Source organism: Marinobacter sp. V34 (genome assembly GCF_055524115.1).
This window is the reverse complement of the sequence record NZ_JBUPZY010000011.1, coordinates 37,952-63,914: the sequence shown is the minus strand read 5'-3', so window position 1 is coordinate 63,914 and position 25,963 is coordinate 37,952. Positions and strand designations below refer to the sequence as shown.

Sequence of the window (25,963 nt, the reverse complement as noted above, 5' to 3'; positions counted from 1 at the left end):
TCTTCCGATTCTGCGGCAAGCGCCCTCGCCTTTTGTTCAGCATCATGCAATGATGCAAATCCGTGTTGATCGGCCCTATCAGCCGTAAAATAACCACAGTAAAATTCTGATTCTTTCATCTGCTACCTGCCTTGGTATTGCCACCTCAGTTCACTGGGCGGCCTGCACTCCTGCTGTATTGGTCAATCAATTTGCTGTACTGATCGACCGTGTCAGAGTCTAAGCCAATTGCCCCACCCCGCTCTGCAAGCTCCTGAGCTGCAGCAACCAAAGCGCCATCCAGTTTGTCTTCGTAACGGGTGTCTTTTAAATTTACATCAATGGCGGCCTGCAGGACCTTCAGCCCGTCTTGCAGGGTTTGCTGGGAGTTCGAAAGCCAGAAGCCGATCCGATATCGACAAGGTGCGAAACCAATTTCAGCACAGCGGCTAAATGCATCCATCGTGTCTCGGGCCAGCTGTTTGAGTCCACTGGCCTCAATAGTTGGTGCCATAGGAATGGCAACCTCTGGCCCGCGAACCAGATGGTTCAGCAGATTGGTTTCCGCCACGAAGTAATCAGCAGGCCAGTATCCTTTGTCCGACGCCAATTTCATGAGATCGAAGGCGGCTTGCTCCCGGTTGGGAATATCCGCCTCGGCGAAAAGCAAGAGAAGAGCATTGTTAACCAGGACATCGACACTCATGTCTCCGCTGGTCAGCCGGTTGACCCAGTGATTCGGTCCGTAATGAACAATGAAAGGGATACCAACCTCTTCCTGAAAATGCGGCGACGTTGGCGTTGTGTGGTCCATGCCGATTGCCAACAGCAGCGTTTGCAGGCGCTCTTCGCTGGTGTCGAGGTTGTGCCCGAAAATCTTGGAGACCCGATCAAAGGTAACCTCTGGAAACGGCTTTCCAGAGTGGGCGTCAGTGGAGGCCGAGACCGATGCAGCGGTTATCAAGGCACCCACCAGACAGAGAGATCCGACTAACCGGTTCATTCTACGAGCTCCCGGTCCCTCACTTCATCGATCTGCCAGCTGTCGATGTCGGTTGAGTAGCGAAGCTCGATGGTGCGTGCAATTGTCGGAAGGTAATCGACACAGCTATTGGTCACGAGGTAATGCAGTTCAGATTGCCGGGGCTGAGAGCCATAGGTTTTGGCGTTCTGGAACGTGAGGCTCTCACACTTTGCATTCATTCGCTCGAGTTCGAGAACGCGATGCTGCTCAATGTCTGTACCCTGGCCGGTTGTTTGGGCCAATTGGGCGACCAATTCGCTCAGAAAGCGGCGGTATTTTTGGCTGTAGAAGACATTCAAATCTCGATCAGACAAACCGACAGCAGCCTTGTCGTAATAGATTTCAACCAATTCTCTGGCGTTCGCTTCCGTTGCCAAACGCAAAGATTTTCGGTCGTACTCAGGGGGATCGGCGAGCGCCAATGTGCTCAGGGCAGCCGAAAGCAGCAACAGGGTCAGTGTTTTCATCGCTAATCTCCAAAGTAGCCTTTGCGGTCCATTTTGAGCTTCCGCCAGATCGGCAGAATCTTCTGCACCAGCTCATCGCGATTTCTAATAGCTCGAATTCGAATGATCGGTTGATCCGCATCTTTTGTTTCAAGAACCAGTGTGGACAGACCGAACAACCCCATGAGTCCTGCCGGCGGACTCTTGATGTCCGAGACCTCTGACATTTCGCAGAACAATTCCTGGCGGAAGATTGAGGTGATGCCCTTCGCTTCTTTGATCTTGTTGCGGGTGATAACGGTCCGCTCACACTTCACCGTGAGATAGGACATGAGAACGTTCAGGACGCCAACAATGAGAAGCCCGTAGATTGAATACCGGACCACTTGATCGATCAGTGGTGTGTATTGCTCTTTCAGCCCTGCGTTCCATAACACCAGGCCAACGCCGGCCGCCGCGAAAACGAGGCCCCAAAAGATAAAGCCACCAAGATTTACTATCTGCGATGGACTGCCCTCCCAAACAACTTCTTCGTTGTCGTAAGAGACGGGGGTGCTGGCGTCCAAAGGATCCGTTTTCGGATTTGCTTCAGCCTCGATTTTATTGGTCTCGCTCATGATTTCGTCCTATGCAGCTCGAGCATGTTCCAGGCAAGCCAGTGCCGTCGAAATCGAAGCAGTTGCCGGAACGTGGGGCTGGTGTTTGCTGAGTTTGTGGTGGAGGTGGTCTGATGAGCCCAGAACGAGGTGAACCACTGGTCTAAGTCCGGCGGAGGCCAAAAGCCAATTGTCTGGCTGATGGTCCACAACGATCAGAACATCTTGCGGGCGTGATTGGGCGATCACGCTTCCCAATATGGTTTCCGGGTCTCTTGCCAGGTCCAGATTGTTCAAAACCAGGACCGGGCATTCTGAGGGAATCTGAATCACGTTCTGCCGCCTGCACTCAATCAGACAAAACGTAGAAAAGTGTTCGAGCAACTGGAATAAACTACGGTCGATGGCCGCGTCGGCAGAACGGAATTCGGTAACTCGCATGACGTTCATTGTTCCCGCCCTCACCTTAAGGCCTGCTCAAACGCACCAAGCAACAGCATGAAGCTGATCGACATGCCCAGTGCGGTTATCGCCCGACTCATGCTGCGATACACCCGCTCTTTTTCCTTATAAAGCCCCGTCACAGAGAGCCCGATTTCTACGCAGGCAAAGAGAATTCCCATTTTGGCGGAGATGAAGAGCAGCAACGGAAACGTCATGCTGACGGGGTCACCCATCTGAATGATGACAAACATTGCAATCGCAGCAGCCACGACGACGAGGATCGGGTATGACCGGGGCGAGCGAAGCCAGCGAGAAAACATCTTTTACAACCCAGACGCGATTTTCGGACGTGACCACACTTTGATGGGCGGGTGATCAGCTTTCCTGTCTGCCAAAACCCCATCAAACATCGCCACCAGCCGAATCACTGAGATCCCCTCTTTTACTGCGAGAGCGATAATTCGGAAATATGCCGCAGTGGCGGATTCGGCCGTTGCCTCAAACTGGTATTTGGTCCGGTTTTCCGTGTACACGTCGGCATTGAAAAATTGCCCATCACAAAGCCGGCCGCCGAAATTCGCGTGAACGATATTGGTCAAAGGGTCACCCCATTAGAAGAAAAGTGAAGCGAAGAGAACCAGCGCGGCGCCGGTGATGACCACATTGATCTGCCGATCCTGAGACAGAAGCTGGTCACGCTGTTGGCCGTCTATCTTCCCAGACTGAAAGAGCCGGTTAACGACCCATCGTATTAACGGTGTGGTGATGAACATGAAGGCGCCCTCCTGAGCTTCTGGCCAGTTTATTGAGGGCACTCGGCGAATTGGGGATCAAAAGGTCAGCGGAGTGTGACCTTTTAAAATTCGGGTCTCGGGTAGTCCCCGGCAGCCAGAGCCTGCTCAACAAGCGCGATCTGAAATACCAGGTGTGCCGCTGTATTGAGATTCTTCGTGTCATCCAACCACGACTGGAGTGTTCCAGCTTCCTGCTGCTTGAAGACTTCAAAACTGTCAGCGCGCGCAACCGCGGGATTGATGTTGCTGTAGGGCAGGAAACTGGCAAAAGAATGCTGCCGGGCCAGTCTAAGGATCACTCTGCGTGCTCTACCCAGGATCTTGCGATCATTCCGGTACAAAACACCCACCGGTGTGCGCAGAGCCAGCCAGATAGCAATATCCGCCAGCAAGAATCGCCCTGACAGTGAGTAGTGTACGAGGATGATTGAGACCGCTGCCAACCCGATTTGATCCGCGATGCCGGCCGCCTCGAATCGAAAGCTCAGTCCAACCAGAAGAAGCACTGACAAGACCCAGATGACTAGTGACGCTCCAGCCGCGATCAGGCGAGCCGGTGTGCTGGACAGACCCTGAAAAGTAACTGTCTTGAGCAGCTCTGATGTAAAACCCATGTCCGTGATGTCCCTGTTTGTGTGTTGCTTTTACTCTCTCACGGAATTTTTCACGGACAAGGTGACTAGCAGGAAGCAAAAAAACCCGCCGAAGCGGGTTTTGAGGGTCTAGTTTGAATTTCGACAGTCTTGTTGATCCGCCAGGCGACAAATCTCTTGCCACTGAAGTCGGCGCTGATAGATCACAAAGCCGGTACCGGCTGTGCCTACCAGGGTAAGGACGATTCCAAACATGAGAAAAACTGACATGGCATTGCCCATCATTGTTTACCTCTTGTCATTGGAGCGGAACGCTTACTGACAGTCAAGTTCAGGCGCTGACTTCGCAGCACCAGAAGATCCTGGATCAGCTCATGCCCTGCGAGATCGCGAGCCATCTCCACTTCTAACACGAGAATGATGGCGAGCAACCACGTCACTAGAACCATGGCGATTGCGTCAAAACTGGTGAGTTCCAGTCCATCGGCAAAGGTTTGGAACAGGTGCCCGGCCATTAAAGCGGAGGCGGCGTAGGTCATCGTTTTCAGACTACCCACCAACCTGGTGCTTCGCCGGTAGCGCATTTTCTGAATGATCAGATCCTGCGTCCGTAGTTTGTTGAGTTTCTGGTACAGCAATTTCATACGTATGCTCTCTCCGGGCAAGACCTCGCTCAGAGAAAACAAGCCAGACCCCGGAGAGGGTTGGCTTGCTCTCCGGGGTCGGCATTTTGTGGTTTAAGCAGTCTGTCGTAGACGGTCCCTCAAGACGTTTCCGATCTGGCCAAAACCAGAGGGGGCACGCATCAACTGGTCCGCCCAGTCCACACCTTTTGAATCCGATTCGAGCATCGGAATTGATGGCAACATCAACTGAACATCGAGGCCCAGAAGGCTGAGCTTCTCGGCCAGCGTGTTTGCAGCGACTTCACCCGCTTGGTTACGGTCTTTGTCGACGAAAATCAGAACCTTTTCTACCCATTCGGGCGGCAGAAAGGATTGCATCATGGTCGTCGACAGCGTTGGCCACACTGGCAGCTGCGTCATAAGGGTTACCGCAAGAGCTGTCTCCAGCCCTTCTGCGACACCCATAATGGTTCCTTTCACCGGATTCACGCGAATCTGGCGACCCCGGCTTTCTCTGTTGACCGCGGGGGTAAGTTTTCGCGACTTGTTCTTGCTGTCGGAAAACTCCACCTTTAGCCCACTTTTGGTAATGAACGTCCGATGAATCGAGACTGGTTCACCAGCGTTATTGCGGACCAGACCAAGAATCGCGCCGTACTGGCCCAGCGTTTTACCGTCGGCACCAACGTAGTTGAGCGACGGATGGAACCGCAGGTCATCGGCGAGCATGGCTGCTGTTCTTAGCCTTCTGCGTTCGAAATAGGCTCTCGCCGGATACGAGCGCAGGTCGTTCAGTGGCAGAGCATCCCCCCAGATCTGGTTAAGCCAAAGCCGAAGCTTTGAATCGTCCTGGATCTGAGTCTTGGGCGTCCTGATGGGTTTGGTGTCCACGATCCTTCCGCCCAAAAAGGCTTCAAGTTCGTCGTAGGTCTTGGTGAATGACCAATCGTTCACCCACATCAGCATATCGATGCCTTCAGGAATCACTCGCCAAGCCTGTTTTACGCCGCCACCGGTGGTGTTGGCGTCACGAAACAGCCGGAAGCCATCGGTACCACCGTCAATGGGACAAGGCACGTTTTTGCCAAGCTTATTGACCGCAGTTTCGAGGGCTGGCGCCAGTGCAAGAAAAGCACTGAGCCAACGTCCTTCCATGCGACGTTTCAAAGCAGTTGAGTTTCGTTTTTCCATGGTTCTCCTCCAAGCAGTGAACTTTTCAAGGGACACTGCCGAGCAGTGAGTAAGAAAGGGCCGGAGCCCTTTCATTCATCAGTGAAGCGTCAGAACGACTCTTTTGTATTGCACCCAGGTATTCCCGAACTGCTGGAAAAACAATTCGGTGGTTTTCCGGGGCTCATAGATCGTCATGAGTCGGATTGGCTTGCCGTTCCGCGTGGTTAGGCCCTGCTCAATCGAGAGTTGAGGTTGTTGAGACATGGTGCGTTTCCTTTTGAGTATTGAGGGAACACACCAGCCCCAAGGGACAAAGTGTGTCCCTCAGAGGGTTGAGGTCTTTTATTAGCCGAGCATCTTCTTGCGGTAATACCGTAACCACTCGACCATTGTTTCCGGATCTACGCCCCACTCCCTGCAGCAAGTTGCAAAGGAAAAGGGCATTTCCCGATTTTCGGACAGGATCCACTCCCAGGCTTCGTCACACGGTTTTCGAACACCACCGTGCTGACGGATGCCAAAGGCGCTTTTCACTGACTCGATAAGAAGCCGTTCACGAATATCCGCGAAGGCTGACTCGGGGATCTCCTGCAGTGGGCCAGAAGGCTCACAGAAGTCCGGTTTCCGAGAGGTTTCCATGTGTCCTCCTTGCGAAGAACACACCAACCCAACGGGAAGATGTGTTCCCGCCTGGGCTGTTGGAAGATTGTGGAGTCAAGGATCGAGATCGAGGACGTTGCCGGCGATGCGAAACAAAGCTGATTGCAGCTCCCTCACATCGTTGATGACTGTCCAATTCCCGAAATACGACTTCACAGCGTTTGAGCCTATACCGATGGCATAGGTGTCGATCTGCTGTTTCATCAGATCTAGCAGGTAGTTGACTGCGTGACCGTTGTTCGGAGAACCGTCGGTAATCACAATCAGGACCTGACGTGGTTTATGACTGGCACTGAGTTCCCGTGCCGCGTAGAGCATTGCTTCAGCCAGAGGTGTGCCACCGCCGGAACTGACCAGGAAGCGCCCAAGATTGGGTCTCACCGGCTGTCCACGATGGATCATTGGACTGACATTCCCCCCACAACCCGGAAACATCGATACTGCAATGTCACATTTCGGGATGGTGGAAATAGCCAGCGCCAACGACACAGTGGCCTGATTGGCAATTTCCTGTCTTTGGCTCATGGAACCACTCGTATCGAGCAGTACATGAACCGAGGTTTCAGGCCTCTTGTGTTCGTCTCGCTGGATGAACACTCGAGTGTCGCCCGCAGCCAAACGGCTTAGACGACGACCATCAACGCGGCGCCCGCGGTCATGCAACCACTGGCGCTGTCGGGTTTCAGCCTGTAAAAGTCCCAGCAATCGGCTACGAATGCTTGAAGATGTCAAAATGCCCGCCTGCAGTTCACTCGTATCACCGTTACCATTCCTCATGTCCTGGCCCACACCGGTATCAATCTCAAAAGATTTACCGGATTGGTCTTCCCGGGCCTGTGAACACAAGTCTTCTTTTAGCTGTTGACCGGGATTGGTCGGCATATCCTGCTCCGACATAACCCGTTCATAGGTGCCTCCTGCGCCGGCGTCACTGGAATCATCCGAAGACGAGTCCGATTCTGCCTGGTCACCCGCTGAGTCCTGATCAGGCATAGATTGCTCACCGGAAGCATCCGATGGGCCATCCGTCTGATCAGCGGCTTCAGGAGAGGAATCTCCCTGAGTGTCGCCATTCTCAGATGAGGAATTTTCTGAGTTGGAGTTCGGGTCCGACGAATCCCCCTGGCCGTCGGGTGACGGATCAGGCGGCTGTGACGAATCACTATCCGGGCCGGACTTTCGCTCCTGCTCTTCCTCTTTCTCGGCATCCTTTAACGCTTTCAAAATGGCCCGGGCCACCTTTAGAGCGTCATCACTGGTTGTCATGGACAACATGTATTTCGCCAGCAGCCCGTCCAAACGGACGAAGAAGCCTCTGGGAAACGTCTGCTCCAAGACCTTCAAAGACTCTGAAATCAGCGGTTGGTAGACCTGCCGATCCAGAAACTCCCCATACAACCGGTGGTAGAGGTAACGAAACAGTTGAGATGCCTCGCTTTCTGCCGGGGTCGGTACGGGTGTCCAGCCTCGCTCATGGATGTAATTCTCCATGGCTTCCAGCGTGAACTGAGTCCCGGGAAAGGCGGGCTGGATAGCACGCTCAATCCGGATGTCCTCAATCAAGTTGGTCATACTCTTTTCGATCTCAGACCGGCACTTTTTTAAGGTGTCGAAACTGGACTCGCGAATATGAGCTGCTTCGTGAGAGAGATAGCCAAACAGCACATCTTTCATCTCACTCATGTTGTCTAGCATAGGCAGCACAATGGTTTTGCCATCCGTCATGGCGTCTGAGCCCGAAAGCACGACGCGCACACCAAATTGCTCACCATAGGCAGCTGCCACGATTGGTAATGCCCGCTCGAGAGCGGATTGTCTTTGGTTCATAGTTCCGCTCCTAGAAGTAGGCGCCCATTGCTGATGCAGTGGTTGGAGGGGTTGAGGAAGGTGCAACCTGGGGCTGTGCGTTTCCGCTCTGGAGTCCGGCGATCAGTTTTGTCACCGAGAATTCTCCAGACACGATCCGCTCCAACTTTTTATCGTCAGAACACATCGTGAGGAACGTCAGTACCCTGCCGAACACGGGATGATCCTGGTCGATTCGTTCCGCTGGAATGGAGCTACGCAGCGCACGGAATTCGCCAAGAACCCTAAGAATCCGGCCGTTGCCGAAACTCAGGGTGTCCAGCTTGGTCACCAATGGGTCGAGTTGTTTGCAAAGTGTCTTTCCGCCGATGGCGCGTTTCCGCTCCAGAAGACGATCGGACATCTCACGACAGCTCAGTCCGACTTCGTGCAGGATTTGATCGGCAATTTCTGCCTCATCCGGTTCGAAGCCTTCCAGGGGCTGCATTTTGTAGAGCTTAAATTCGAACTTGAATGCGCTCGCCACGGTTTCACGGTCAGGAACCTGATCCCGCATGATGTGAGCGTACTCTTCGTTCTCCGCGATCCAGTCTTCCTTGTTGCGGTCAAAGTCATTGAGAAATTGCTGCAACGCGGATTCAAAGCCGGCCTTCACGGTTTCGAGTTTGGCAACTACGTCATCAATTGCTTCATCGCGCACAGCGAATCCGCCCATGAAACGTGTTCCTTCAGCCAGACATGCCCTTTCTGCCGATTTGCGCTTGCTGAGCAACGGATCGAGAGCTTTGGGAGGAAAGATCTTCTTTCGCCCCAAATCCAGCAGTTTCTGTGGTGGCAACTTGCCGTCTATGCCCAATCGAATATCACTGTCGCGAGAGGCTTTTTTCTCACCGCTCCAGCACCGCATTTTCAGATGGACAAGGGTGGTTCCATGGATGAATTCCATGTGTTATCTCCTTAGCAATTATGAGAAGAGGGTGTACCGCCGGAGGCCGGCGGTGAGTTGTGGTTCAGAGAACCGAGGTCGAGGGAAGACTCAGAAAAAGGCGGCCTTTGTGTTTGACTCAATTACCGTCAAATCAATCGGTGCCTCAATTGCGCCTAGTGCGATCGCGTATTTTCTGAAGTCAGCAGTGGGACAGCTCTGACGCATGTCCGAGAACTCCTTGGACGTACCGTAAAGCTCTACGAGCTCATCGAAAATGTCCGTCAGGAGAGTGTTGTCGTCGTCCACAATTTCTATGGGTGCAAATGAGAGCGAGGCTGAGGGGCCTTGCTCGGTCAGATGCCGACGAAGAGCAAACAGCAACAGAATTGCCAATGGACCCTCGGAAAGTTCCGCGCCACCGCTATGACTGCCACTTAAAAGGCTTTTAAACACCGGCAGTGATGCCAGCGTGGTTGCCTCGTCACGGAATTGCTCCGCGAACGTGTTGAGTACAGACGCCAAGAAGCTGGCGATCTGGGTTTCGGGAACCTGAGTCGAGATCCGAAACCAAAACTGGTTTGGAATGCTGCTCTCTGGATCACCTCTTGCTACCACCATATTGGTGTTGCGATCGATAGTTAGTCCTGAACAGCGCTCATAGCCTTTGCGAATTTTCGCATCGTGGAGGCGTATCCAGTCTGACTTCTCCGTGGGTCTGAACGTCATGACCTTGCCACGTCGCCCATACCAGACATCGTGACCACCATTGGCGTTCGGTTTTGGGTCAATCGCCCAAATCTTATCGGACGTTTCATCCGCATAGTGAAGGACTTTGATATCAAGGTTCATGCTCAAGCTCCCTTGGACCAGGAGGTACCAAAGATGTCCTGTGCGATGCGCTCGATTGCAATCCGTTGCTCCGGTTCCGCTTTAGCTAGGAAAGCTTGGTTCAGCGAGTAAGACAGAGCATTTGGTGCATTTCGGAAGGCCAGTGCCAATTTTGCCCAGCGACACAATGTGCGCGTGGACATGGTGATGGTCAGCGGCGTCGCTGTTTCCTCACCCCCGATGAACAGCTTCCGAATCTGATTCGCAACGCGAACCATCTTCTTACGCAGCTCTTCGGGAAGGTCTGGTGCCTTCTTTTCAAGGATCATTAGTTCAACGTCCTCGGTTGGATAGTCCACGTGCACCATCCGGAATCGATCAAGGAAGGCAATATCAAGCTGGTTTACACCCTGATACAGGCCGGTGCTGTCGCCAGAACCAACGCTGTTGCCGTTCACAATGAACCGAAAATTTTGATGAGCGTGAATCACTTCGCCACCGTTTGTCGCAATGACCAACGGGTGTCCTTCGAGGACATCATGCAAAGCGGCAAGCTGACCGGGATCAGCTCGATCGACCTCGTTCAAAATGAACAGGTGACCATCACGCATGGCAACAGAAAGGGGTCCGTAAACGAACTCCATCGTGCCGTTAACCAATTTCCAGGTGCCTACTAGGTCGTCGAACTCCATGCGCGAGTGTGCGGTGAAGCTCTGCGTCGGCCAGTTAAGTCGTGACGCAACTTGGTAAGGCAAGGTCGTCTTCCCTGCCCCGTAGTGGCCAGAGAAGTAGAGCCCATCGTCGTCGGGATCATCCAGAAAGTTCAGGATGTCTCGCAGAGTCTCCCTGCGGAAAACGTAGGAATCGTTTCGCTTGGGAATGTAGGGATTGGTGGAATCGGCGAAACCGGCTGTGATTACTTCAGCTGGAACGTCGAGGTTAAAGGTGTTGCGAATGGGCAGTGCCTTGTCGCGAACGGTCATAGAAAGCTCCTTTTCAGTGAGAGTTCACTTATTCCAGAGCGGCATCACACACCAGAAGGTGATGATGGCCTTCTGGCAAGTGAGATTTTTTGAGAGAGGAATTACAGCCGTGGCTGACGTGTCCGTTTCAAATTCCGGTGTGGACACTTATTTTGTCGTGCAAGCACGATCAAAATGCTCAAGGGATTACCTGGTGTGGTAACCGCCTTCCATAACACCCTGGTTGGTAGGGCCCTAGAGAAGGCAGACACGAAAAATGGAACTGTTCCGAGGATAAAGTCCCCGGAACAGCCATTGCTGGTTTAGAAGTAAGCCGCTTTGACTGGCGTAATCACCTCACTCATGTCGCGGTTGACCAGTTCATCCTCAGAACGAGTGAACCGGACTTCCTCGCGAGAGGGCTTGCGGTAATTCTCCAGCTCGGTGCTCAAATCCAGGTCAGGAAAGTTTTCCTGAAGGTATTTGAGGTAGTCGACCGATCCCGACTTCTCGAAGCGAGTGACCTTAACGCCGCCGACATCAGCATGGCGAAAAGGCCCCATCAGGTTGATCAAGGCCTTTTGGACATCTTTCTGGTCTTTTTCAAGAGCCTTAAGCTTGTCCTTCAGAGACTTGATCTGTTCCTGTTGCATTCGCCAGGCTTCCGCATGAGCTTCCCACTTGAATTTTTCCGTTCCGCTTTCCGGGATGAACCAGTCGCGATCAGGATCCAATTCAGGGGGTTGCCCAGCCTGGACCAGTTGCCAAAAGTGCTTGGCAGCCTCGATGATTTGGTTTTCCCGTTCGGGAGTTAACCGAATCTCGAAATCCTGGTCCGCACCATCTTCCCGGTAGAAAATGAGTCGTCCGATGCTCTGGCCGGCCACAGTCAACTGAGCCTGAACCTGAGCCTCATACAGTTTGAAGGCCGTGGACTCGACTCCGTTTGCCTCAAGGTCATCCCAAACAGTTTTGGAAGGCGCCTTGAATTCGAAGGGTTGGTCCTGTGTGTCCACACCATCAAACGAGGCGCGCAGCACATCCCATTTGGCACACTCACCGCACATCGGAAGCAGGAACTCACCGTAGCGGGATTCGGCCAATTGACGTGCTTTATCCTCGAGGGCGACGCCTCGTTGGATGTTCGGGTTGCCTGAAAGGTCTGGCGGGTTAATCCGTCCGATCTTTTCAGCCCAAAGTTGCCAGGGGGTTTTATAGGGGCTCAGTCCGAGGATCACCGGAATGTCTGTTGCGGTTATCCCCAGGGCTCGCCATTTCAGCCATTCTTCAGAGCGTTGGTTCAGGTCAACCACAGTCATTTTCGGCATTACGAATCTCCATAAGAGGGGTAATGCCGCCCAAGGGGTGCATTACCCCATTGGGTTGAGAGAGTGAGTGTTTAGGCAGTCTGGCTCATGGCCGGAAAGTCTTTGATGTACTGTTCGCAGAGTTCTGCAAACATCCTCGCGTAGCTTTCGGATGGAAAGTCAGCGACCGGGAATTCCGGATATTGAAACTGAACACCGGGCCGGAGGTGGCCGATGACCGAATAGAAGTTCGGTCGGCCGTCGTTGCGCTGAGGTTCCGAGTGAGACAGATAAACGGCTTTGACTCGGAAGGAGTCGTAGTCGCGGATCTTCTCCAGGCTATCGAAGTAGAACATCGTCATCTTTGGTTGAGTTTGAGCGTTCATGATTATTCCTCTTGAGTAGAGATAAGAGGCATGAACACCCGTGTTGGGGTCCATGCCCCAAGTGGGTTTAGGTTTTATTGATTTACCGCTGCGGACGGGACGGGTTGGGCTTTTGCCTTATCCAATTCGTCCAGAGCGTAGGCCAGCTCAGAGGGATCTTTGATCCTCTCCACCATCACCTCTTTGCACGCTTCAAAAGCGTTTTGGGTTTTTGCCCGGTCCACCAGATTCTTCACGGTGTTGAGCAATTGGGCCGAGAGTTCTTCTCTTGGCGGTGGTGCAGGAAGCGCCGAAGGCGTAACCGGCTTGTGCTGGTTTGCCAGGATCGCCAGGCCTTCTCCGTTTTCCTCGTTGAGGATCCTGAGTGCCTGTGCCATGCGAGGGTTCGAGATTGGCCACCACTTGCTGGCTCGCTTCACGATGCTTTTCAACATCATCTGTTCAGCCCAGTCGACCCAGGGTCCAAAACCTTTTTTGAAGGCTTCAGAAACGTCCCGAATCTTGTCCATGTCAGCTTTCGACATGGCTTCGACGAGAACGCCCCCGGAAGGTAGCTCTGCGATGCAGTAACCACCCCGAATGGAGCCACGATCCGTTGAGAAGGGATCACAGACGTGATCTGGCTTCTCGGCGGGGCCTTTGTAGGAAAACTGGTCTTTCTCGTACACCAGTTCAGCCTTGGCCCAACGAATCGCACCGGTTTCCACGCCAATTGCAATCAATCCCCGATAGGAAATATCGAGCATGACCTTGGCGTCTTCATTGCGGCGTAGACGACGGGGGACCAAAAATGCCAAGCCCTGGTTGGGATTGAGCGTCAGTCCGACCGCGGCGACGTTGTACATCGCAAGCCGAAGTGATGAGAGGTTCTTCTTAGCCACATCCAGCAGATAGGAGTTGTTCATCAACTGCTGGGTGGCAAAGATCTGCTCCTGCTTGAAATCCAAACTGGAGCTGTTGAACTTATCTTTGGAGGATTCAATGATCTGATGCCATTGAGCGGGTTGTACTGCCTGAGGTGCCTGATTCATAAAAAGGTCCTTGCGCGTCAAGAATTCCGGGTGATAATTCCCGGAGAGGTGAGAGAGATGCAGACCAACCACTACATCGTCGATGACGAGGGCAATTTCAGGTTCACATCGGTGGGTCTTGAGGTAGAAGGACCGCTGCTGGCCAGAGCCGGCATTGATCCCACATCCATCAAGACGTATGAGGCATATATCCAGGCCAGGAAGACCGCGGGGCCTTACTTTATGGATTACCTCAGAGACGAAACTGACCGCATGATGGAAGGAAAGCCGGACACCGTTGAGTGGCAAGCCATCAGATCCATAGCGTTTGGGTCAGACGAAGAGCAGAAAGCTCTGATTGAGAAGATGAAGCGGAAACAGTCGTTTAAGACTGTTTAGCTTCCTTGCGGGCATTGATTTCCTCGATGATGCGACTACGAAGCCATTTCAACGATTTGATCTGTTCCCGATCGGTGAGAAGCACCAGCATTTCCTGAGAATTGCGAAGGTGCGCCTGAAGTTGTTCATCACTTGCCGTTTCCAGCCAGAAATAAACCTCTTTCCTTGAGAACCCCATGATGATGTCTCCATTGAGAAGATGGGGCTCTCCCGTCAGGGGTAGAAGCCCCATTCGGGTTAAAGGTTAAAAAGCCGGTTACTAGAACGGGTAGTCGTCGTCAAAGCCATAGGCTTCAACTGGCGGCTGTTCCAGATGCCCAGGCTGACTCGGTGAAGCATGAGCCTGCTGTTGGGGCTGTGGCGTGGGAGCGGCCTGCTGCGAACCATTCTTGGAAAAATACTTCGGCAGCTTGCGCGGAAAATCATTAACCACGATTTCTGTGGTGTAACGATCTTCGCCGCTCTGGGTTTGCCATTTCCTGGTTCTCAACTCGCCCTCAAGGAACAAGAGATCACCAGGTTCAACGTTCATGCCGATGTGCTCAGCAGTCTTGTTGAAACTGACGCAACGGTGCCATTCAGTGTTCTCTTTCCATTCGCCAGTTTCCCTGTCCTTGAGAGACTTGGTTGTAGCGATTGAATAAGAAACCACCTGCATGCCGTTTGGAGTGGAGCGAACATTTTTTTGACCGAGACGGCCAATGAGCTGTGTTTTGTTGAGCATGACTATTTCCCTTTCAGCTTCGGTTGAGAGTATTCAATCTCGACAGGCGCACGCTTGCGGGATTGAAGGAGGTGCTGATTTCTCATGTGCTGAAGTTCTGCAGCAGAATCGATGATTGACCGAATGGTCATTTGCTCTGGTTCAGGCTTGTAGAATCGATGGAAAACCCAGCGAATCGCGAAGACCATTCCTCGAAGCAAAGCTTTCGTATACAGCGTCAAACGACGTTCACACGCTGCGAGAAAACGGTCTCCAGTTTCGAAACCGAGGTCGACCAGGAAAAGCAGAATCCTGCCACCGAACATCAGGACCAGGATTGCAGATAGACCCAAAATGAGTTCCATCAGGCACTCCTTTTCTCAGGTGAGAAGACGTACCCGAACTCGGTGTCATAAACCCAAGTCAGATCCTGTCTCAGAGAGGCATTAAAGTGCGGCAGTAGCAGCACATTGCCGGCCTCAGAAGTGGCAACAACAAAACGTCCTTTGTCCGCCTTTTCGATTGCCTGTTGGATGACTTCATCAACCTGGGTGACGAATTGAGAGAGATGCCTGTTGGCATCGTGTTCACTTCGATTCATGTGAGTGATTCCTATGGAGTGTTAAGCCAATTGCCGTAGCAACCGCGTCCGTTTCATGGCTAGGTGAGGACGCTGATCAAGTGCCGAGTTCAGTTGAACTGCAGCAACAAGATTCGAGGAATCACAGGAAAAGCATTCAAGTCTGGATCCGATACGGGTCCAGGCCGCAATGCTCGTGAGGGAGTTGGGAAAGACAGACGCACGAAACCAAGCAGTTGAGTATCAACTGAGGATCATGCGGTCTGTCGGGGATGTGTTCGTAGAAACGAACAGAGTTAAGGCCGTAGGCCTAGAGGTTTTTCTCTTCGCGTTCGACTTCAGCAATCAATAGCTGCTCGTTCTTCGAGTCGATGTGGGCCGCTATCAAAACGCTGCTTACTACGACAGCTGCAAAGCACGTCATAAAAATAAGCATGGAAAGCTCCATAATTAACGTCTCCTTGTGAATGTTGGTGGATTTTTATCCGCTATTCAAGTCTTTCAGACCTGTTGGGCGGGTGATCCAGTCGCATTCGGATTCGCTCTACGGATTGCTTGTAGTGAGCAATTTTGCCAGCGCAAATGATATTCAGGCTCACAATCACTGTCGTGAGAACGAGATAGATTGCCAGTCGAAGGAGGTCGCCGTTAATCAGCAACTCCCAAAGAGCGACAGATGTTGGTGCCATCGAACTTGCGTTGACACTTAACATTGCTGCCCTCCATCGTGCATGAAGTTCAGAATTTCGAATGAAGAGTTTTTCTTTTGCAGTAAACATAATTTTCTCCGGTTTAGTGTTAAGCCAAATCGCCGTGGCGATCGCATCCGTTTCGTGGCTAGATTGAGGATGCTTATCAGGTGCCGTTGTTCAGAGAACAAACAGCAACAAGATCCGGAGAAACCAAAAGGCGGTCTGCCCTGCCCTGAGAAACTCACAGGCACGGCAAAACACCCTCAGGAAAGGGGTGGGATTATCAAAGAGGTCTGTTTAATCTGCTTTTGGGTAAAGGTGCGCGGAGGTGCGCGATCTGGAGAGATGGGTCCCGACGAGGCGGTGTGCCGAATGACCCGGTGAGGCACTATTTGAAAATTACACCAGCCTTGTGCGAGGTACAAGGCAAAATATTGTCTCGACGCCCACAATTCTTGAATTTCTGCGAAATGCAGGCTGAGGTCGCAAAGCGAACGTTCAGATGGTGCGATAACGCCGGCGCACACTAAGCGTTCGGTGATCCCAAATTGATTCGATGACCACCATCGGGCCAATTAAACCCAGTCAGTAACTTGTAGGTACTCCTCGCACCTTTTGACTGAGAGCGGCTTAGCATATAGATAGCCTTGTCCCGCATCACAGCCAAGGATTCGGAGATGGTTTTCTTGCTCTTTGGTCTCAATTCCCTCGGCCAGTACATCGAGTCCTAGGCTATGTCCCATCTGAATAATCGCTTTGGCAATTGCTCCACTTTCCTGGTCGTTAGGTAAGCCCCGGGTGAATGACTGGTCACTGTGGCCATCACAGCTGGGCTGGGCGATTCTGTATCTCCTGCTCTACAGCAGAGCTTGTGGGAGGGCCAGAATCCCCCTGCAGCTGGATATGCTCAGTCACGAGGCTCGACACATAGAAATCTCAGAGATGAGAATGAGTTGCATCCCATCTCGCTTACACTTACCCGGAGAGAGCTTTAGATAGCTTGGCTTGCCGGGTGGGAAGATTGACCGTTTCAGCTGCGATCATCCGGTCTCCGGAAAAGAGCCAGAATTCACAGGCATTGTCACTCTCTGTGGGACGCCGCTGAATTCGGTCGTATCCAGTGGCGATTCCAATACACTGGACTTTCATGCCGTTGAGATCTGACCAAAAACGAGGAGGAGAGGCAGGCGGAGACGGTTTACCACAAATATGAGCCGCCGCAATTTGTGCTTGAAGCATGGCATTGTGAATAGTTTCTATTCGGATGGGTGTATTGGTGGAAACGTTGACGGCTTTAGCGCAATCTCCGATCGCAAATATGTCAGGGTCAGAGCTACGCATGCCGCTGTCTACTATAATACCACCGTCGCAATCCAGGTTTGCGTCTTGCGCAAGTTCAGCATTGGGGATGGCTCCTATACCGATAACAACGACGTCTGCGGGTTTCGTAGTGCCGTCGGACAAACGGATACCGGAAACTCGGTCTCCCTCAGTGAGAATCTGGTTGACGCTAGCATTGAAGTAGAACATTACGCCGGCGGAGGCCATGCGGTTTCTGACAAAATTACTTGTTAATGGTGACGCTACTCGACACATCGCTCGGCTGTTGGCCTCAAACACAGAGACTTGTTTTCCCTGTAGATTGGCAGCGGAGGCGACTTCAAGCCCGATAACACCCGCGCCGAGAATGGCCACCTTCTCGCATTCCGGGGCTAACAGGGCATTACGTAATGCGGCGGAGTGGTCAAGATTCCTGAGATAGAAAACATTTTTTGCGCTCTCACCAGGTAAATCAATAGGACGTGGCCTCGCTCCTGTTGCCAAAATCAGCGTGTCGTATTTAATTTTCCTGCCGCCTTGAATCACTACTTGCTTTGCCGATCGTTCAAGCGCTATTACTTTACCGCCTTGTTCAAATTCAACTTTGTTGTCCCGAAAGAAATTAGGAGAACGGATCGGAGTTGGCGAGGGCAACTCATCTGAGGTCAAATAGGCTTTGGACAACGGGGGACGCTGGTAAGGCAGCGTGTTTTCCTCGCCCAAAATGGTAATCGTTCCGTCGAATCCATTCTGGCGGAGAGCCTCTGCGGCGGTCAGGCTGGCTATTCCAGCGCCAATGATAACTATTTTTTGCATATTCGCTCGATTCCTCTTTTGTTTTTGTAGCACTATAAAAGTCCGCGCAGTCGAGCTTCAGTGACTGCCTGAACCCGGTTGGTTACTTTAAGTTCGCTGAAAATCTTCTTCATATGCCATTTGACGGTATCCTCCGTCACGAGAAGCCGTTCAGCGATCTCTCTGTTGGTCATTCCGTTGCTTACGCATTTCAACAGAGAAATCTGCTTTATCGTGATAGTTGAGTGGGCATTGCCGGGCACAGGTGGCACGCTGGAGTCTTCTATTCTGACATCGGGATCCTTCGTAGCTTTAGCTTCAGAGTCGTCTGGCAGATCGTTAAAAAGATCCTGAGCAAGGGGGCTAAGAGAAAGTAGCGCTTCTTTGATCCAGAGCCGTGTGAAGTGACAGTTCAAATGTTCCGAAAGTAGGTTTGCATCAAGAATCATGCGCTTCGCCGATTTTGATGAGCCGAGGGCAAACGCTGCCAGGGCCTGACAATAGTGGGCGGCGATCCTGGTTCTAGCGTCTGAAATTGCGCTGGCGCTTTGTAGTGCTTGTTTGGCATATTTTTCGGCGACACCAAACTGTTTCCCAAGCCGTAGTCTATACATTGAGGTTACCAGGGCCATACGTGCTTGAATGGCCTGGTTTTGATTTGGCAGGAACGTCAGCTCACATTCATCGGGGAGTATGGGTGGACCCAATTCCTCGTTGTTCAGGAGAGTAAACTCAGCTAACTGAACTTTAGTCAGGATATTTAGACGAGAGAGCTCTCGCTCGCAGGAGGCTAAGCGGGATTGTTCCAACAAGGCCATGGCTCTATCTCGGAACCCTTGGTGGTACAGAAAACGGCTGTAGGCCTGTGTACACCCCCACAGAATATCTGTAACGCCATAGTTCAAAGCGAAATCGAACGAAGCCTGTGCAGATTCCTGGGTAACCAGGTGATGGTTCTGTTCGTGCAGGATTTGTAACTCAAGGGTGCCAAACATTTTATTTAAAAAAGTTTTTGGCACCTGAATCTTTTCTGCTGTTTTATTCGCCTGGATCAACACACTCATTGCTCGGGCGATGTCACCCTTGAACAGTTCAGCCTGAATTTCTGCAGTTTTAAGCCAGATAAAAGCGTAATGTTGATTGGATGACTGGATGGCCACAGCCGCTCGATGGGACAATCGCTCCAACTCTTCAAAATGGCGTCCACTGGAGGCAATGAATGCCTGGCAAGTAAGTGCTGCGCCTTTGCCAACCATGTTACGGTCGCCAAAGGAGTCTATCCATTTTTGACAGAGAACCTGACTCTCCAGTAATTCATCCTGTGTAGCTTTGCCTATCGCATTAACCAATTCCCGCCATCCTTCCTCATCAAGATTGCCCACCCCCCTGGAGCTCGGATGAAGCGAACTAACCAGTATTTCCTCTGCTTGACGAGCTTGTTGGCTGAAATACAAAATCCACGCGTAACCTATGCTCAAGGCAGCGATTTTTTTTATCGTACGAGCCGGTACTTTTCCAAACCAGGTGCGAAGTACTTCGATTTCACCCTGCCTCAGAGCCACGTCCAGAATAATGCTGTCACTTACGACGCGAGCCCAACGATGGTCACTGGCTTCCAGAGCTGCATTGATTGAATGGAGGTACTCTCCCCTACGCCAATGCCAGAACGCGACCCGTTTCAGTACATACGAGCGACGTTCTCGTTGGGTGGTGTTAAATAAACTACGCAAATACTCTCGCAGCACAGGGTGCATATCCATACGATCACCAGAAGTTCCGGTGGGAGCTAAAAGAGCATAATGTTCGTTAAGAAACGTAATTTCCCGGTCGGCCTCTTCTGTCTTATAGACATAGCCATAGCATTCAGCGCTGATTACTTCGAGCATCGCTGCATTGCAAAGAAAGGTCCTCGTACTATCGGGTAATGCAGTTAAGAGGTTGTCCCTGAAATACGAGCGAGTTTCCGGCCAAGTCGCTGCGGGGAGATTTGGGTTTGGGGTTTGGCACATAAGCCTGACAAGTGCTGGCCATCCACCGGTGGCTTTTATGATGTTGCTGGCTTCGGGGCCACCCATACCCGATAATTCACTAACCTCCTCTTCTGTAAATACAAGTTCATCAGCACCATACGTTACAACACCCGTCATCATAGACAAACGCGCCAACGCCCCGACGCGACTCGGTGCAATGAAAAATTTCACATTGCTCGGTGTTTCACAGATTAAATCCTCAATCAAATCCGCGGTATGTTTAGCCTCGCCAATCCCATCAAGGCAAATTCTTATCGTCTTTTTTGCATTACACAGTGCGTTTCGAAGAGCTTCGATGGTGTCGATGTCACTTTTTATCGTGCGCCAAGATTCAACTCCTTCGATTTGATATAAAACTAACGCTGCAAACAAACTGTCATTAACGCCATATGAGTCAGGGAAAGATCGGGTATTGATGTAAACGACGCTCTCAAGTTCCAGTTCGCGAGTGTTTGCTGCAAAGGCCACTTGTACAGATTTTCCATAGCCTGGCGGGGCCCGATACAGAACTACCTTTGATTCAGGCGTAGCAGAAGCGCTCAGGCAATAGCGGTCTAAACACCCTTGAGTAATGAAACACTGACGAGCCCACATCCTTTCAGACATCCTCCGACACCAGTCTTCCAAGCTATGGCGGGTCATGACAATCCGATCTCCTGCTTCGTCTCCCCGAAACGCGAGGGCGCTATGGGGTGAAAGCATATTGATAGATGTCTAGTGCGAAAACTACCCCTTAGGGTAGTTGTTTGATATCCGGTTCTGGCCAAACCTGTTCATGCCTACAACTTGTCAGTTCACCTGAGGGACTCGGTGTTCGCACAATGTAGAAAAATGATCAAGCTGAAAAACAATAAGGTGATCCTAATGTCAATGTCAGAAAATGTCTTAACAACAGAGTCTCTTCAGAGAGACCCTGATGCCGAAGGTTATGTCGACAGAAAACGCCACCTCTGGGTCCTTTCTGTGCTGTGGCCAGCGACGCCTCTTATTGGCCTTTATTTGGTATCCCAGACTGGATGGAGCATTTGGTACGGATTGGTGTTGATCCTTTGGTATGGCGCAGTTCCCTTGATTGATGCCATGTTTGGAGAGGATTTTTCAAACCCCCCCGAGTCGGCTGTGCCTCGGCTTGAACAGGATCGTTACTATCGGGTACTGACCTACTTGACGGTTCCTATTCACTATGCCGCCTTGATTGTCAGTGCCTGGTGGGTATCCACGCAACCAATGAGTGTTTTCGAGTTTCTGGCATTGGCCCTTTCCCTGGGAATCGTGAATGGCCTGGCTCTGAACACAGGCCACGAACTTGGCCATAAAAAAGAAACGTTTGACCGTTGGATGGCGAAGCTTGTCCTCGCCGTGGTCGGATATGGTCATTTCTTCATTGAGCACAATAAGGGGCATCACCGTGATGTGGCTACGCCGATGGACCCGGCGACATCCCGCATGGGTGAGTCCATTTACTCATTCTCACTGCGTGAAATTCCCGGTGCTTTCAAGCGGGCATGGGATTTAGAGGAACAGCGCCTCAGTCGTTGTGGAAAAAGTGTCTGGAGCCTGGAGAACGAAGTTCTTCAGCCTATGATTTTGACCGCTGTGCTTTATGCGGGATTGCTGGCGTTTTTTGGTCCCTTAATGCTGATCTTTTTGCCCATTCAAATGGCCTTTGGCTGGTGGCAGCTGACCAGCGCCAACTACATTGAGCATTACGGATTGCTGCGCGAGAAGATGTCGGATGGACGTTATGAGCGTCAACAACCGCACCACTCATGGAACTCAAACCATATTATGTCGAACCTGATTCTGTTTCATTTGCAACGACATTCCGACCATCACGCCCATCCTACAAGGTCCTATCAATCGCTTCGCGATTTCAAAGACCTGCCTTCCTTACCTTCGGGATATCCCGGAATGTTCCTGGCCGCAATGTTTCCCTCATGGTTTCGTTCGATAATGGACCACCGGGTGCTGGATTGGGCTAAAGGAGATCTCGACAAGATTCAGATTCAACCCGGCAAGCGTGAATTCTATGAGCGTAAATTTGGTGGGACTGATTCTGAATCAGTCGATACCGCCGCGGCTAAATGATCGGCTAATCGGAACTTATATACCTCGTTTACTTTATTTACGTTGCAGAAAAAGAGCCTCTGACGTGCACCTGAAAGAGGGTGCGCGTCGGGCGCTACCAAAACAAAGACAATAATATCGTTTGAAAGGTGCTCTAAATGGCTAAATATCAATGCCCTGATTGTGGTTATGTATACGACGAAGTGGTTGGTGATCCGCACGAAGGCTTTCCTGCAGGAACGACATGGGAAAAAATTCCTGAAGACTGGTCCTGTCCAGACTGTGCCGTCAGGGATAAGGTTGACTTCGTTGCGCTTCAAGAAGCGAACCCGGAACTTTCGGTGTCCGCAACCAATACAGCGGTCCGCCCTGCCAGCCAAGCTAAGACCGAGGGAGCATCGCAGAAAGCAACGGACGCATCTACTCCTTCAGCTAAAAATAAAACAAAGCCCAAAGCGAAACCGAAGCCCACCTCTTCAAAATCGCCCAAAGACTCGACTCAAAAAGATACCTATCGGAAGTGGGTCTGCATCACTTGCGGCCATATCTACGATGAAGCTCTCGGAGATGAAGCCGAAGGCTTCCCTGCGGGCACTCGTTTTGAAGATATTCCAGACGATTGGTGCTGTCCGGACTGTGGTGCCACAAAAGAGGACTATGTCCTCTATGAAGACTAGTAATCCGATTGAAAATAACAACAGTCTCGTTCAGCAAGAGGTGATTTTATAATGCAGATTGCTAGTCTGGCGGAGGTTGGGGTGACCAATGTGTCAACCAGCGATACGATTGATTCAACGTTCGCGGCCCTACAGCGGGCACAACTTGCGCGTCGCGGAAGCTTTACCTTGGAGGCTCGAATAGCGCAGCTCGACCAGCTGCGGGATTCAATTAAACGCCACGAATCAAACATCATTGCGGCGTGCGCGGCGGACTTTCGAAAACCCGCTCCAGAAGTCAAATTAACTGAACTCCTGCCGGTGCTTCAGGAAATTCGACACACTAAAAAACACTTGCGTAAATGGATGCGTCCGAAGCGAGTGGCTGCATCCGTTGGTGTTCTGGGCACGAAATCTTATGTTCGGCCAGAACCAAAGGGAGTGTGCCTGATTATTGCACCGTGGAATTATCCGCTCAATCTTGCGCTCGGACCTCTCGTCTCAGCGTTAGCTGCAGGGAACGGAGCCATCATTAAACCCTCGGAAATGACACCCCATACCTCAAAGGTGATTGCCAACATTGTCGCCGAAACCTTCCCTCCCGATCTGGTTTCCGTGATTGAGGGTGATGCCGCGGTAGCGCAGAAACTGTTGGCCTTGCCCTTCGACCATATATTCTTCACGGGCAGTCCTGCGGTCGGCAAGCTGGTCATGGAGGCTGCCGCCAAGAATCTTTCCTCAGTGACACTGGAATTGGGGGGTAAGTCCCCGACCATTGTCGGTCCAGATGCCAACATAAAGAGGGCTGCAAGAAACATTGTCTGGGGTAAGTTTGCCAATAATGGACAGACCTGTATCGCCCCAGATCATGTTTTTGTGCACGTTAATATCGCAGATCAATTCAATGAAGCACTTAAAACGGAAATTGGGCGAGTCTATGGAAAAACACCAGAAGCCCAGAAATCGACCGCCGACTATTGCCGGATTGTAAATCGACGTCATTTCCAGCGAGTTTCAAACCTGATAGATGATGCCAAAAGCAAAGGTGCAAGAGTCTTTGAAGGCGGTGTTACAGATGCTGAAGAGAATTTTATTGCTCCGACGTTAATTTCAAATGTATCCAGTGACATGGATATTTCACGTGAGGAGTTATTCGGCCCGATCTTACCCGTTATTGAATTCGACGATATTGATCTGGTTATCAAGAAAATCAACGATAACCCTAAACCGCTTGCGCTTTACATATTCGACAAAAAAGAGTCTTTTGCCACGGATATTATCGAGCGAACGAGCTCCGGCGCTGTAGGAGTCAACCTTACAGTTGTGCATTTTCTACATCCGGGTCTGCCGTTTGGTGGAGTTAATAATTCCGGGATAGGGGCGGCACACGGTGAATACGGCTTCCGCGCTTTTTCGCATGAAAAGGCGTTGATGGAGGATAAACATTCTCTTATGCATCTTCTTTTCCCACCCTATACAGCCTGGGTCCGGCGTCTTATAGAGGCAGCTGTTCGAATTCTGGGCTGAGCATAATCAAATAATAAGAGAGTTATTATGTACGATTACATTATTGTCGGTGCGGGATCGGCGGGCTGTGTATTGGCCAATCGGCTTACGGCGGACTCTTCAAAGCGAGTAGTGTTGCTAGAAGCGGGCCCAAAGGATAAAAATCCACTCATACATATGCCTATAGGTATAGCACTCCTTTCCAATAGTAAAAAGCTGAATTGGGCTCTTGAAACCGAACCTCAAGAACATCTGAAGGAGCGCCGCCTGTTTTGGCCTCGTGGTAAAACGCTTGGCGGGTCCTCTTCTATCAACGCCATGGTCTATATCAGAGGTCACAAAGCCGATTATGACCACTGGGGTCAAGTTGCCGGGACCGACCTCTGGGGATGGGATCGCGCTTTAAAATTGTTTCGTCGACTGGAAGATAATAAACGTTTTGGCGCAGATTCTTACCATGGGGAGGGCGGTGAGCTCACCGTAAGTGAACTCAAATCAGTCAATCCGTTGAGTCGAGATTTTGTTCGAGCGGCACCTCATGTAGAGCTCCCGGTAAACACGGACTTTAATGGAGAGACGCAAGAGGGATTGGGACTCTACCAGGTGACACAAAAAAATGGTCGGCGTTGGAGTTCAGCGCAGGCATTTCTGCGTGTCGCGGAGAACCGGCCTAATCTTGATGTGCTAACGGACGCGCGGGTAACCCGGGTGGTAATGGACGGTAAGCGGGCAGTCGGTGTGACACTGAACCAGGGGGGCGAATATCGCCAGCTTAGACTCAATAACGGCGGTGAAATCATATTGTCTGGTGGTGCGGTTCATTCACCACAACTGCTGATGCTTTCGGGAATCGGTGATAGCCAAGAGCTTGGAAAACACGGGATCCCCCTTGTGCATCATCTTCCTGAGGTCGGCCAGAATCTGGTTGATCATTTGGATATTACGATCATGCACGCGGCGAACTCACGTTTGCCCATTGGCGTTGCTCCCAGTTTCCTGTTTCGGGGCGTGAGCGCATTATTCTCATATATCTTTGCGCGACGTGGATTTCTTACCAGTAATGTTGCCGAGTCCGGAGGCTTTGTTAAATCCGAGCGCTCGTGCGAACGGCCAAATGTGCAATTCCACTTTTTGCCAACTTACCTGAAGGATCATGGACGAAAAGTGATGGCCGGGTATGGGTACACCTTGCATATTTGCGATCTAATGCCCAGAAGCCGCGGTTTTATTGGCCTCAAAAGCCCTGACCCATTGGCCGACCCGTTGATTCAACCCAATTATCTCAGTAACCCCGAAGACATCAAAACAATGATCTCGGCCGTTAAATTTGGACGACGGATACTCGGGGCACCAACAATGGCTTTACATAGTGAACGAGAAATTAAGCCCGGAAACTTGGTGTCTTCGGACGGTCAGATTGCGGACTTTATCCGGGAAAATGCAGAGACTATTTACCACCCCGTTGGCACTTGTCGTATGGGCGCGGATCCGGATTCAGTCGTTGATCCGGAATTGAAAGTCAGAGGGATTGAAGGGCTAAGAGTTGTCGATGCCTCGATAATGCCCAGTTTGGTTGCCGGTAACACCAACGCACCCACCATGATGATTGCCGAAAATGCAGCCGACATCCTCTTGGGAAATGTTTAGGTTCAA

The 25,963-nt window shown here is 51.5% G+C and carries 32 protein-coding genes; 5 read left to right on the top strand and 27 right to left on the bottom strand.

Features of this window, described 5'->3' with window-relative positions; translation table 11 throughout:
- Positions 1 to 145: 145 nt before the first annotated feature.
- The 19 genes from AC0B60_RS17050 to AC0B60_RS16960 form a co-directional block, all read right to left on the bottom strand.
- Positions 146 to 982, bottom strand: a complete 837-nt coding sequence (locus tag AC0B60_RS17050; protein WP_465087128.1) for a hypothetical protein — start codon at positions 980 to 982, stop codon at positions 146 to 148.
- A complete protein-coding gene (locus tag AC0B60_RS17045; RefSeq protein ID WP_465087127.1) occupies positions 979 to 1,470 on the bottom strand; it encodes a hypothetical protein in 492 nt (163 codons plus the stop codon). The genes AC0B60_RS17050 and AC0B60_RS17045 overlap by 4 nt, the downstream gene beginning before the upstream one ends.
- 2 nt (positions 1,471 to 1,472) lie before the next feature.
- Positions 1,473 to 2,066 carry a hypothetical protein gene (locus AC0B60_RS17040; RefSeq protein ID WP_053115194.1) on the bottom strand — a complete coding sequence of 198 codons (594 nt, stop codon included), beginning with the start codon at positions 2,064 to 2,066 and terminating at the stop codon, positions 1,473 to 1,475.
- A 9-nt stretch (positions 2,067 to 2,075) separates the two neighbouring features.
- Positions 2,076 to 2,495, bottom strand: a complete 420-nt coding sequence (locus tag AC0B60_RS17035) for a hypothetical protein (RefSeq protein ID WP_100689823.1) — start codon at positions 2,493 to 2,495, stop codon at positions 2,076 to 2,078.
- Between the two features lie 11 nt (positions 2,496 to 2,506).
- On the bottom strand, positions 2,507 to 2,809 hold the full coding sequence (locus AC0B60_RS17030; RefSeq protein WP_100689822.1) for a hypothetical protein: 303 nt from the start codon (positions 2,807 to 2,809) through the stop codon (positions 2,507 to 2,509).
- 3 nt (positions 2,810 to 2,812) lie between these two features.
- Entirely contained in the window at positions 2,813 to 3,088 is a 276-nt protein-coding gene (locus AC0B60_RS17025; RefSeq protein WP_041335744.1) for a hypothetical protein, read from the bottom strand.
- Positions 3,089 to 3,100: 12 nt separating this feature from the next.
- Positions 3,101 to 3,262 carry a hypothetical protein gene (locus tag AC0B60_RS17020; RefSeq protein WP_164732159.1) on the bottom strand — a complete coding sequence of 54 codons (162 nt, stop codon included), beginning with the start codon at positions 3,260 to 3,262 and terminating at the stop codon, positions 3,101 to 3,103.
- Between the two features lie 83 nt (positions 3,263 to 3,345).
- Entirely contained in the window at positions 3,346 to 3,897 is a 552-nt protein-coding gene (locus tag AC0B60_RS17015) for a hypothetical protein (RefSeq protein ID WP_230708275.1), read from the bottom strand.
- Between the two features lie 260 nt (positions 3,898 to 4,157).
- Positions 4,158 to 4,520, bottom strand: a complete 363-nt coding sequence (locus AC0B60_RS17010; RefSeq protein ID WP_465087126.1) for a hypothetical protein — start codon at positions 4,518 to 4,520, stop codon at positions 4,158 to 4,160.
- 93 nt (positions 4,521 to 4,613) lie between these two features.
- Positions 4,614 to 5,693 (bottom strand): DUF7146 domain-containing protein, encoded by a 1,080-nt coding sequence (locus AC0B60_RS17005; RefSeq protein ID WP_465087125.1) that lies wholly within the window; start codon positions 5,691 to 5,693, stop codon positions 4,614 to 4,616.
- A 78-nt stretch (positions 5,694 to 5,771) separates the two neighbouring features.
- Positions 5,772 to 5,939, bottom strand: coding sequence for a hypothetical protein (locus tag AC0B60_RS17000; protein WP_157807854.1), 168 nt, complete (start codon positions 5,937 to 5,939; stop codon positions 5,772 to 5,774).
- An 81-nt stretch (positions 5,940 to 6,020) separates the two neighbouring features.
- Entirely contained in the window at positions 6,021 to 6,314 is a 294-nt protein-coding gene (locus tag AC0B60_RS16995; protein WP_041335755.1) for a hypothetical protein, read from the bottom strand.
- 75 nt (positions 6,315 to 6,389) lie between these two features.
- On the bottom strand, positions 6,390 to 8,162 hold the full coding sequence (locus AC0B60_RS16990; protein WP_465087124.1) for a vWA domain-containing protein: 1,773 nt from the start codon (positions 8,160 to 8,162) through the stop codon (positions 6,390 to 6,392).
- Positions 8,163 to 8,172: 10 nt separating this feature from the next.
- Positions 8,173 to 9,087, bottom strand: a complete 915-nt coding sequence (locus AC0B60_RS16985) for a DUF3150 domain-containing protein (RefSeq protein WP_069183805.1) — start codon at positions 9,085 to 9,087, stop codon at positions 8,173 to 8,175.
- Positions 9,088 to 9,177: 90 nt separating this feature from the next.
- Complete coding sequence (locus AC0B60_RS16980) at positions 9,178 to 9,918, bottom strand: hypothetical protein (protein ID WP_465087123.1); 741 nt, start codon at positions 9,916 to 9,918, stop codon at positions 9,178 to 9,180.
- Between the two features lie 2 nt (positions 9,919 to 9,920).
- On the bottom strand, positions 9,921 to 10,880 hold the full coding sequence (locus AC0B60_RS16975; protein WP_069183803.1) for an AAA family ATPase: 960 nt from the start codon (positions 10,878 to 10,880) through the stop codon (positions 9,921 to 9,923).
- A 302-nt stretch (positions 10,881 to 11,182) separates the two neighbouring features.
- Positions 11,183 to 12,187: a YqaJ viral recombinase family nuclease gene (locus AC0B60_RS16970; RefSeq protein WP_465087121.1), complete on the bottom strand. Its 1,005-nt coding sequence runs from the start codon at positions 12,185 to 12,187 to the stop codon at positions 11,183 to 11,185.
- Between the two features lie 71 nt (positions 12,188 to 12,258).
- Entirely contained in the window at positions 12,259 to 12,552 is a 294-nt protein-coding gene (locus AC0B60_RS16965) for a hypothetical protein (protein ID WP_227521132.1), read from the bottom strand.
- Between the two features lie 74 nt (positions 12,553 to 12,626).
- Positions 12,627 to 13,583: a recombinase RecT gene (locus tag AC0B60_RS16960; protein WP_465087116.1), complete on the bottom strand. Its 957-nt coding sequence runs from the start codon at positions 13,581 to 13,583 to the stop codon at positions 12,627 to 12,629.
- A 57-nt stretch (positions 13,584 to 13,640) separates the two neighbouring features.
- On the opposite strand from AC0B60_RS16960, the gene AC0B60_RS16955 reads away from it, so the two are divergent.
- Positions 13,641 to 13,961: a hypothetical protein gene (locus AC0B60_RS16955; protein ID WP_465087115.1), complete on the top strand. Its 321-nt coding sequence runs from the start codon at positions 13,641 to 13,643 to the stop codon at positions 13,959 to 13,961.
- Here the strand turns inward: AC0B60_RS16955 and AC0B60_RS16950 are convergent.
- From AC0B60_RS16950 to AC0B60_RS16915, 8 genes are all read right to left on the bottom strand, one after another.
- A complete protein-coding gene (locus AC0B60_RS16950) occupies positions 13,948 to 14,139 on the bottom strand; it encodes a hypothetical protein (RefSeq protein WP_342632640.1) in 192 nt (63 codons plus the stop codon). The genes AC0B60_RS16955 and AC0B60_RS16950 overlap by 14 nt on opposite strands.
- Positions 14,140 to 14,220: 81 nt before the next feature.
- Complete coding sequence (locus AC0B60_RS16945) at positions 14,221 to 14,685, bottom strand: single-stranded DNA-binding protein (RefSeq protein WP_465087112.1); 465 nt, start codon at positions 14,683 to 14,685, stop codon at positions 14,221 to 14,223.
- A 2-nt stretch (positions 14,686 to 14,687) separates the two neighbouring features.
- The gene (locus AC0B60_RS16940; RefSeq protein WP_465087110.1) at positions 14,688 to 15,029 is read right to left on the bottom strand and encodes a hypothetical protein; all 342 of its coding nucleotides are present in this window, start codon (positions 15,027 to 15,029) and stop codon (positions 14,688 to 14,690) included.
- Complete coding sequence (locus AC0B60_RS16935; protein ID WP_100689807.1) at positions 15,029 to 15,265, bottom strand: hypothetical protein; 237 nt, start codon at positions 15,263 to 15,265, stop codon at positions 15,029 to 15,031. The genes AC0B60_RS16940 and AC0B60_RS16935 overlap by 1 nt, the downstream gene beginning before the upstream one ends.
- 289 nt (positions 15,266 to 15,554) lie before the next feature.
- The gene (locus AC0B60_RS16930; protein WP_157807853.1) at positions 15,555 to 15,692 is read right to left on the bottom strand and encodes a hypothetical protein; all 138 of its coding nucleotides are present in this window, start codon (positions 15,690 to 15,692) and stop codon (positions 15,555 to 15,557) included.
- Between the two features lie 819 nt (positions 15,693 to 16,511).
- Positions 16,512 to 16,778, bottom strand: a complete 267-nt coding sequence (locus AC0B60_RS16925) for an EAL domain-containing protein (RefSeq protein WP_081496573.1) — start codon at positions 16,776 to 16,778, stop codon at positions 16,512 to 16,514.
- A gap of 133 nt (positions 16,779 to 16,911) precedes the next feature.
- Positions 16,912 to 18,072, bottom strand: a complete 1,161-nt coding sequence (locus AC0B60_RS16920; protein ID WP_041654924.1) for an NAD(P)/FAD-dependent oxidoreductase — start codon at positions 18,070 to 18,072, stop codon at positions 16,912 to 16,914.
- A 32-nt stretch (positions 18,073 to 18,104) separates the two neighbouring features.
- The gene (locus AC0B60_RS16915) at positions 18,105 to 20,549 is read right to left on the bottom strand and encodes a LuxR C-terminal-related transcriptional regulator (RefSeq protein ID WP_227549427.1); all 2,445 of its coding nucleotides are present in this window, start codon (positions 20,547 to 20,549) and stop codon (positions 18,105 to 18,107) included.
- A gap of 396 nt (positions 20,550 to 20,945) precedes the next feature.
- Between AC0B60_RS16915 and AC0B60_RS16910 the strand changes: the two genes are divergently transcribed.
- From AC0B60_RS16910 to AC0B60_RS16895, 4 genes are all read left to right on the top strand, one after another.
- Positions 20,946 to 22,169 carry an alkane 1-monooxygenase gene (locus tag AC0B60_RS16910; protein WP_197463861.1) on the top strand — a complete coding sequence of 408 codons (1,224 nt, stop codon included), beginning with the start codon at positions 20,946 to 20,948 and terminating at the stop codon, positions 22,167 to 22,169.
- Positions 22,170 to 22,306: 137 nt separating this feature from the next.
- On the top strand, positions 22,307 to 22,825 hold the full coding sequence (locus AC0B60_RS16905; protein WP_014422297.1) for a rubredoxin: 519 nt from the start codon (positions 22,307 to 22,309) through the stop codon (positions 22,823 to 22,825).
- Between the two features lie 51 nt (positions 22,826 to 22,876).
- Complete coding sequence (locus AC0B60_RS16900) at positions 22,877 to 24,331, top strand: aldehyde dehydrogenase family protein (protein WP_014422296.1); 1,455 nt, start codon at positions 22,877 to 22,879, stop codon at positions 24,329 to 24,331.
- A 27-nt stretch (positions 24,332 to 24,358) separates the two neighbouring features.
- Positions 24,359 to 25,957 (top strand): GMC family oxidoreductase, encoded by a 1,599-nt coding sequence (locus tag AC0B60_RS16895; RefSeq protein WP_014422295.1) that lies wholly within the window; start codon positions 24,359 to 24,361, stop codon positions 25,955 to 25,957.
- The last annotated feature ends 6 nt before the right edge of the window (positions 25,958 to 25,963 follow it).

Coding starts and splice junctions, on each gene's coding strand:
- AC0B60_RS17050 (WP_465087128.1), bottom strand. CDS start 982: ATGAACCGGTTAGTCGGATCTCTCTGTCTGGTGGGTGCCTTGATAACC.
- AC0B60_RS17045 (WP_465087127.1), bottom strand. CDS start 1,470: ATGAAAACACTGACCCTGTTGCTGCTTTCGGCTGCCCTGAGCACATTG.
- AC0B60_RS17040 (WP_053115194.1), bottom strand. CDS start 2,066: ATGAGCGAGACCAATAAAATCGAGGCTGAAGCAAATCCGAAAACGGAT.
- AC0B60_RS17035 (WP_100689823.1), bottom strand. CDS start 2,495: ATGAACGTCATGCGAGTTACCGAATTCCGTTCTGCCGACGCGGCCATC.
- AC0B60_RS17030 (WP_100689822.1), bottom strand. CDS start 2,809: ATGTTTTCTCGCTGGCTTCGCTCGCCCCGGTCATACCCGATCCTCGTC.
- AC0B60_RS17020 (WP_164732159.1), bottom strand. CDS start 3,262: ATGTTCATCACCACACCGTTAATACGATGGGTCGTTAACCGGCTCTTT.
- AC0B60_RS17015 (WP_230708275.1), bottom strand. CDS start 3,897: ATGGGTTTTACATCAGAGCTGCTCAAGACAGTTACTTTTCAGGGTCTG.
- AC0B60_RS17010 (WP_465087126.1), bottom strand. CDS start 4,520: ATGAAATTGCTGTACCAGAAACTCAACAAACTACGGACGCAGGATCTG.
- AC0B60_RS17005 (WP_465087125.1), bottom strand. CDS start 5,693: ATGGAAAAACGAAACTCAACTGCTTTGAAACGTCGCATGGAAGGACGT.
- AC0B60_RS17000 (WP_157807854.1), bottom strand. CDS start 5,939: ATGTCTCAACAACCTCAACTCTCGATTGAGCAGGGCCTAACCACGCGG.
- AC0B60_RS16995 (WP_041335755.1), bottom strand. CDS start 6,314: ATGGAAACCTCTCGGAAACCGGACTTCTGTGAGCCTTCTGGCCCACTG.
- AC0B60_RS16990 (WP_465087124.1), bottom strand. CDS start 8,162: ATGAACCAAAGACAATCCGCTCTCGAGCGGGCATTACCAATCGTGGCA.
- AC0B60_RS16985 (WP_069183805.1), bottom strand. CDS start 9,087: ATGGAATTCATCCATGGAACCACCCTTGTCCATCTGAAAATGCGGTGC.
- AC0B60_RS16980 (WP_465087123.1), bottom strand. CDS start 9,918: ATGAACCTTGATATCAAAGTCCTTCACTATGCGGATGAAACGTCCGAT.
- AC0B60_RS16975 (WP_069183803.1), bottom strand. CDS start 10,880: ATGACCGTTCGCGACAAGGCACTGCCCATTCGCAACACCTTTAACCTC.
- AC0B60_RS16970 (WP_465087121.1), bottom strand. CDS start 12,187: ATGCCGAAAATGACTGTGGTTGACCTGAACCAACGCTCTGAAGAATGG.
- AC0B60_RS16965 (WP_227521132.1), bottom strand. CDS start 12,552: ATGAACGCTCAAACTCAACCAAAGATGACGATGTTCTACTTCGATAGC.
- AC0B60_RS16960 (WP_465087116.1), bottom strand. CDS start 13,583: ATGAATCAGGCACCTCAGGCAGTACAACCCGCTCAATGGCATCAGATC.
- AC0B60_RS16955 (WP_465087115.1), top strand. CDS start 13,641: ATGCAGACCAACCACTACATCGTCGATGACGAGGGCAATTTCAGGTTC.
- AC0B60_RS16950 (WP_342632640.1), bottom strand. CDS start 14,139: ATGGGGTTCTCAAGGAAAGAGGTTTATTTCTGGCTGGAAACGGCAAGT.
- AC0B60_RS16945 (WP_465087112.1), bottom strand. CDS start 14,685: ATGCTCAACAAAACACAGCTCATTGGCCGTCTCGGTCAAAAAAATGTT.
- AC0B60_RS16940 (WP_465087110.1), bottom strand. CDS start 15,029: ATGGAACTCATTTTGGGTCTATCTGCAATCCTGGTCCTGATGTTCGGT.
- AC0B60_RS16935 (WP_100689807.1), bottom strand. CDS start 15,265: ATGAATCGAAGTGAACACGATGCCAACAGGCATCTCTCTCAATTCGTC.
- AC0B60_RS16930 (WP_157807853.1), bottom strand. CDS start 15,692: ATGGAGCTTTCCATGCTTATTTTTATGACGTGCTTTGCAGCTGTCGTA.
- AC0B60_RS16920 (WP_041654924.1), bottom strand. CDS start 18,072: ATGCAAAAAATAGTTATCATTGGCGCTGGAATAGCCAGCCTGACCGCC.
- AC0B60_RS16910 (WP_197463861.1), top strand. CDS start 20,946: ATGTCAATGTCAGAAAATGTCTTAACAACAGAGTCTCTTCAGAGAGAC.
- AC0B60_RS16905 (WP_014422297.1), top strand. CDS start 22,307: ATGGCTAAATATCAATGCCCTGATTGTGGTTATGTATACGACGAAGTG.
- AC0B60_RS16900 (WP_014422296.1), top strand. CDS start 22,877: ATGCAGATTGCTAGTCTGGCGGAGGTTGGGGTGACCAATGTGTCAACC.
- AC0B60_RS16895 (WP_014422295.1), top strand. CDS start 24,359: ATGTACGATTACATTATTGTCGGTGCGGGATCGGCGGGCTGTGTATTG.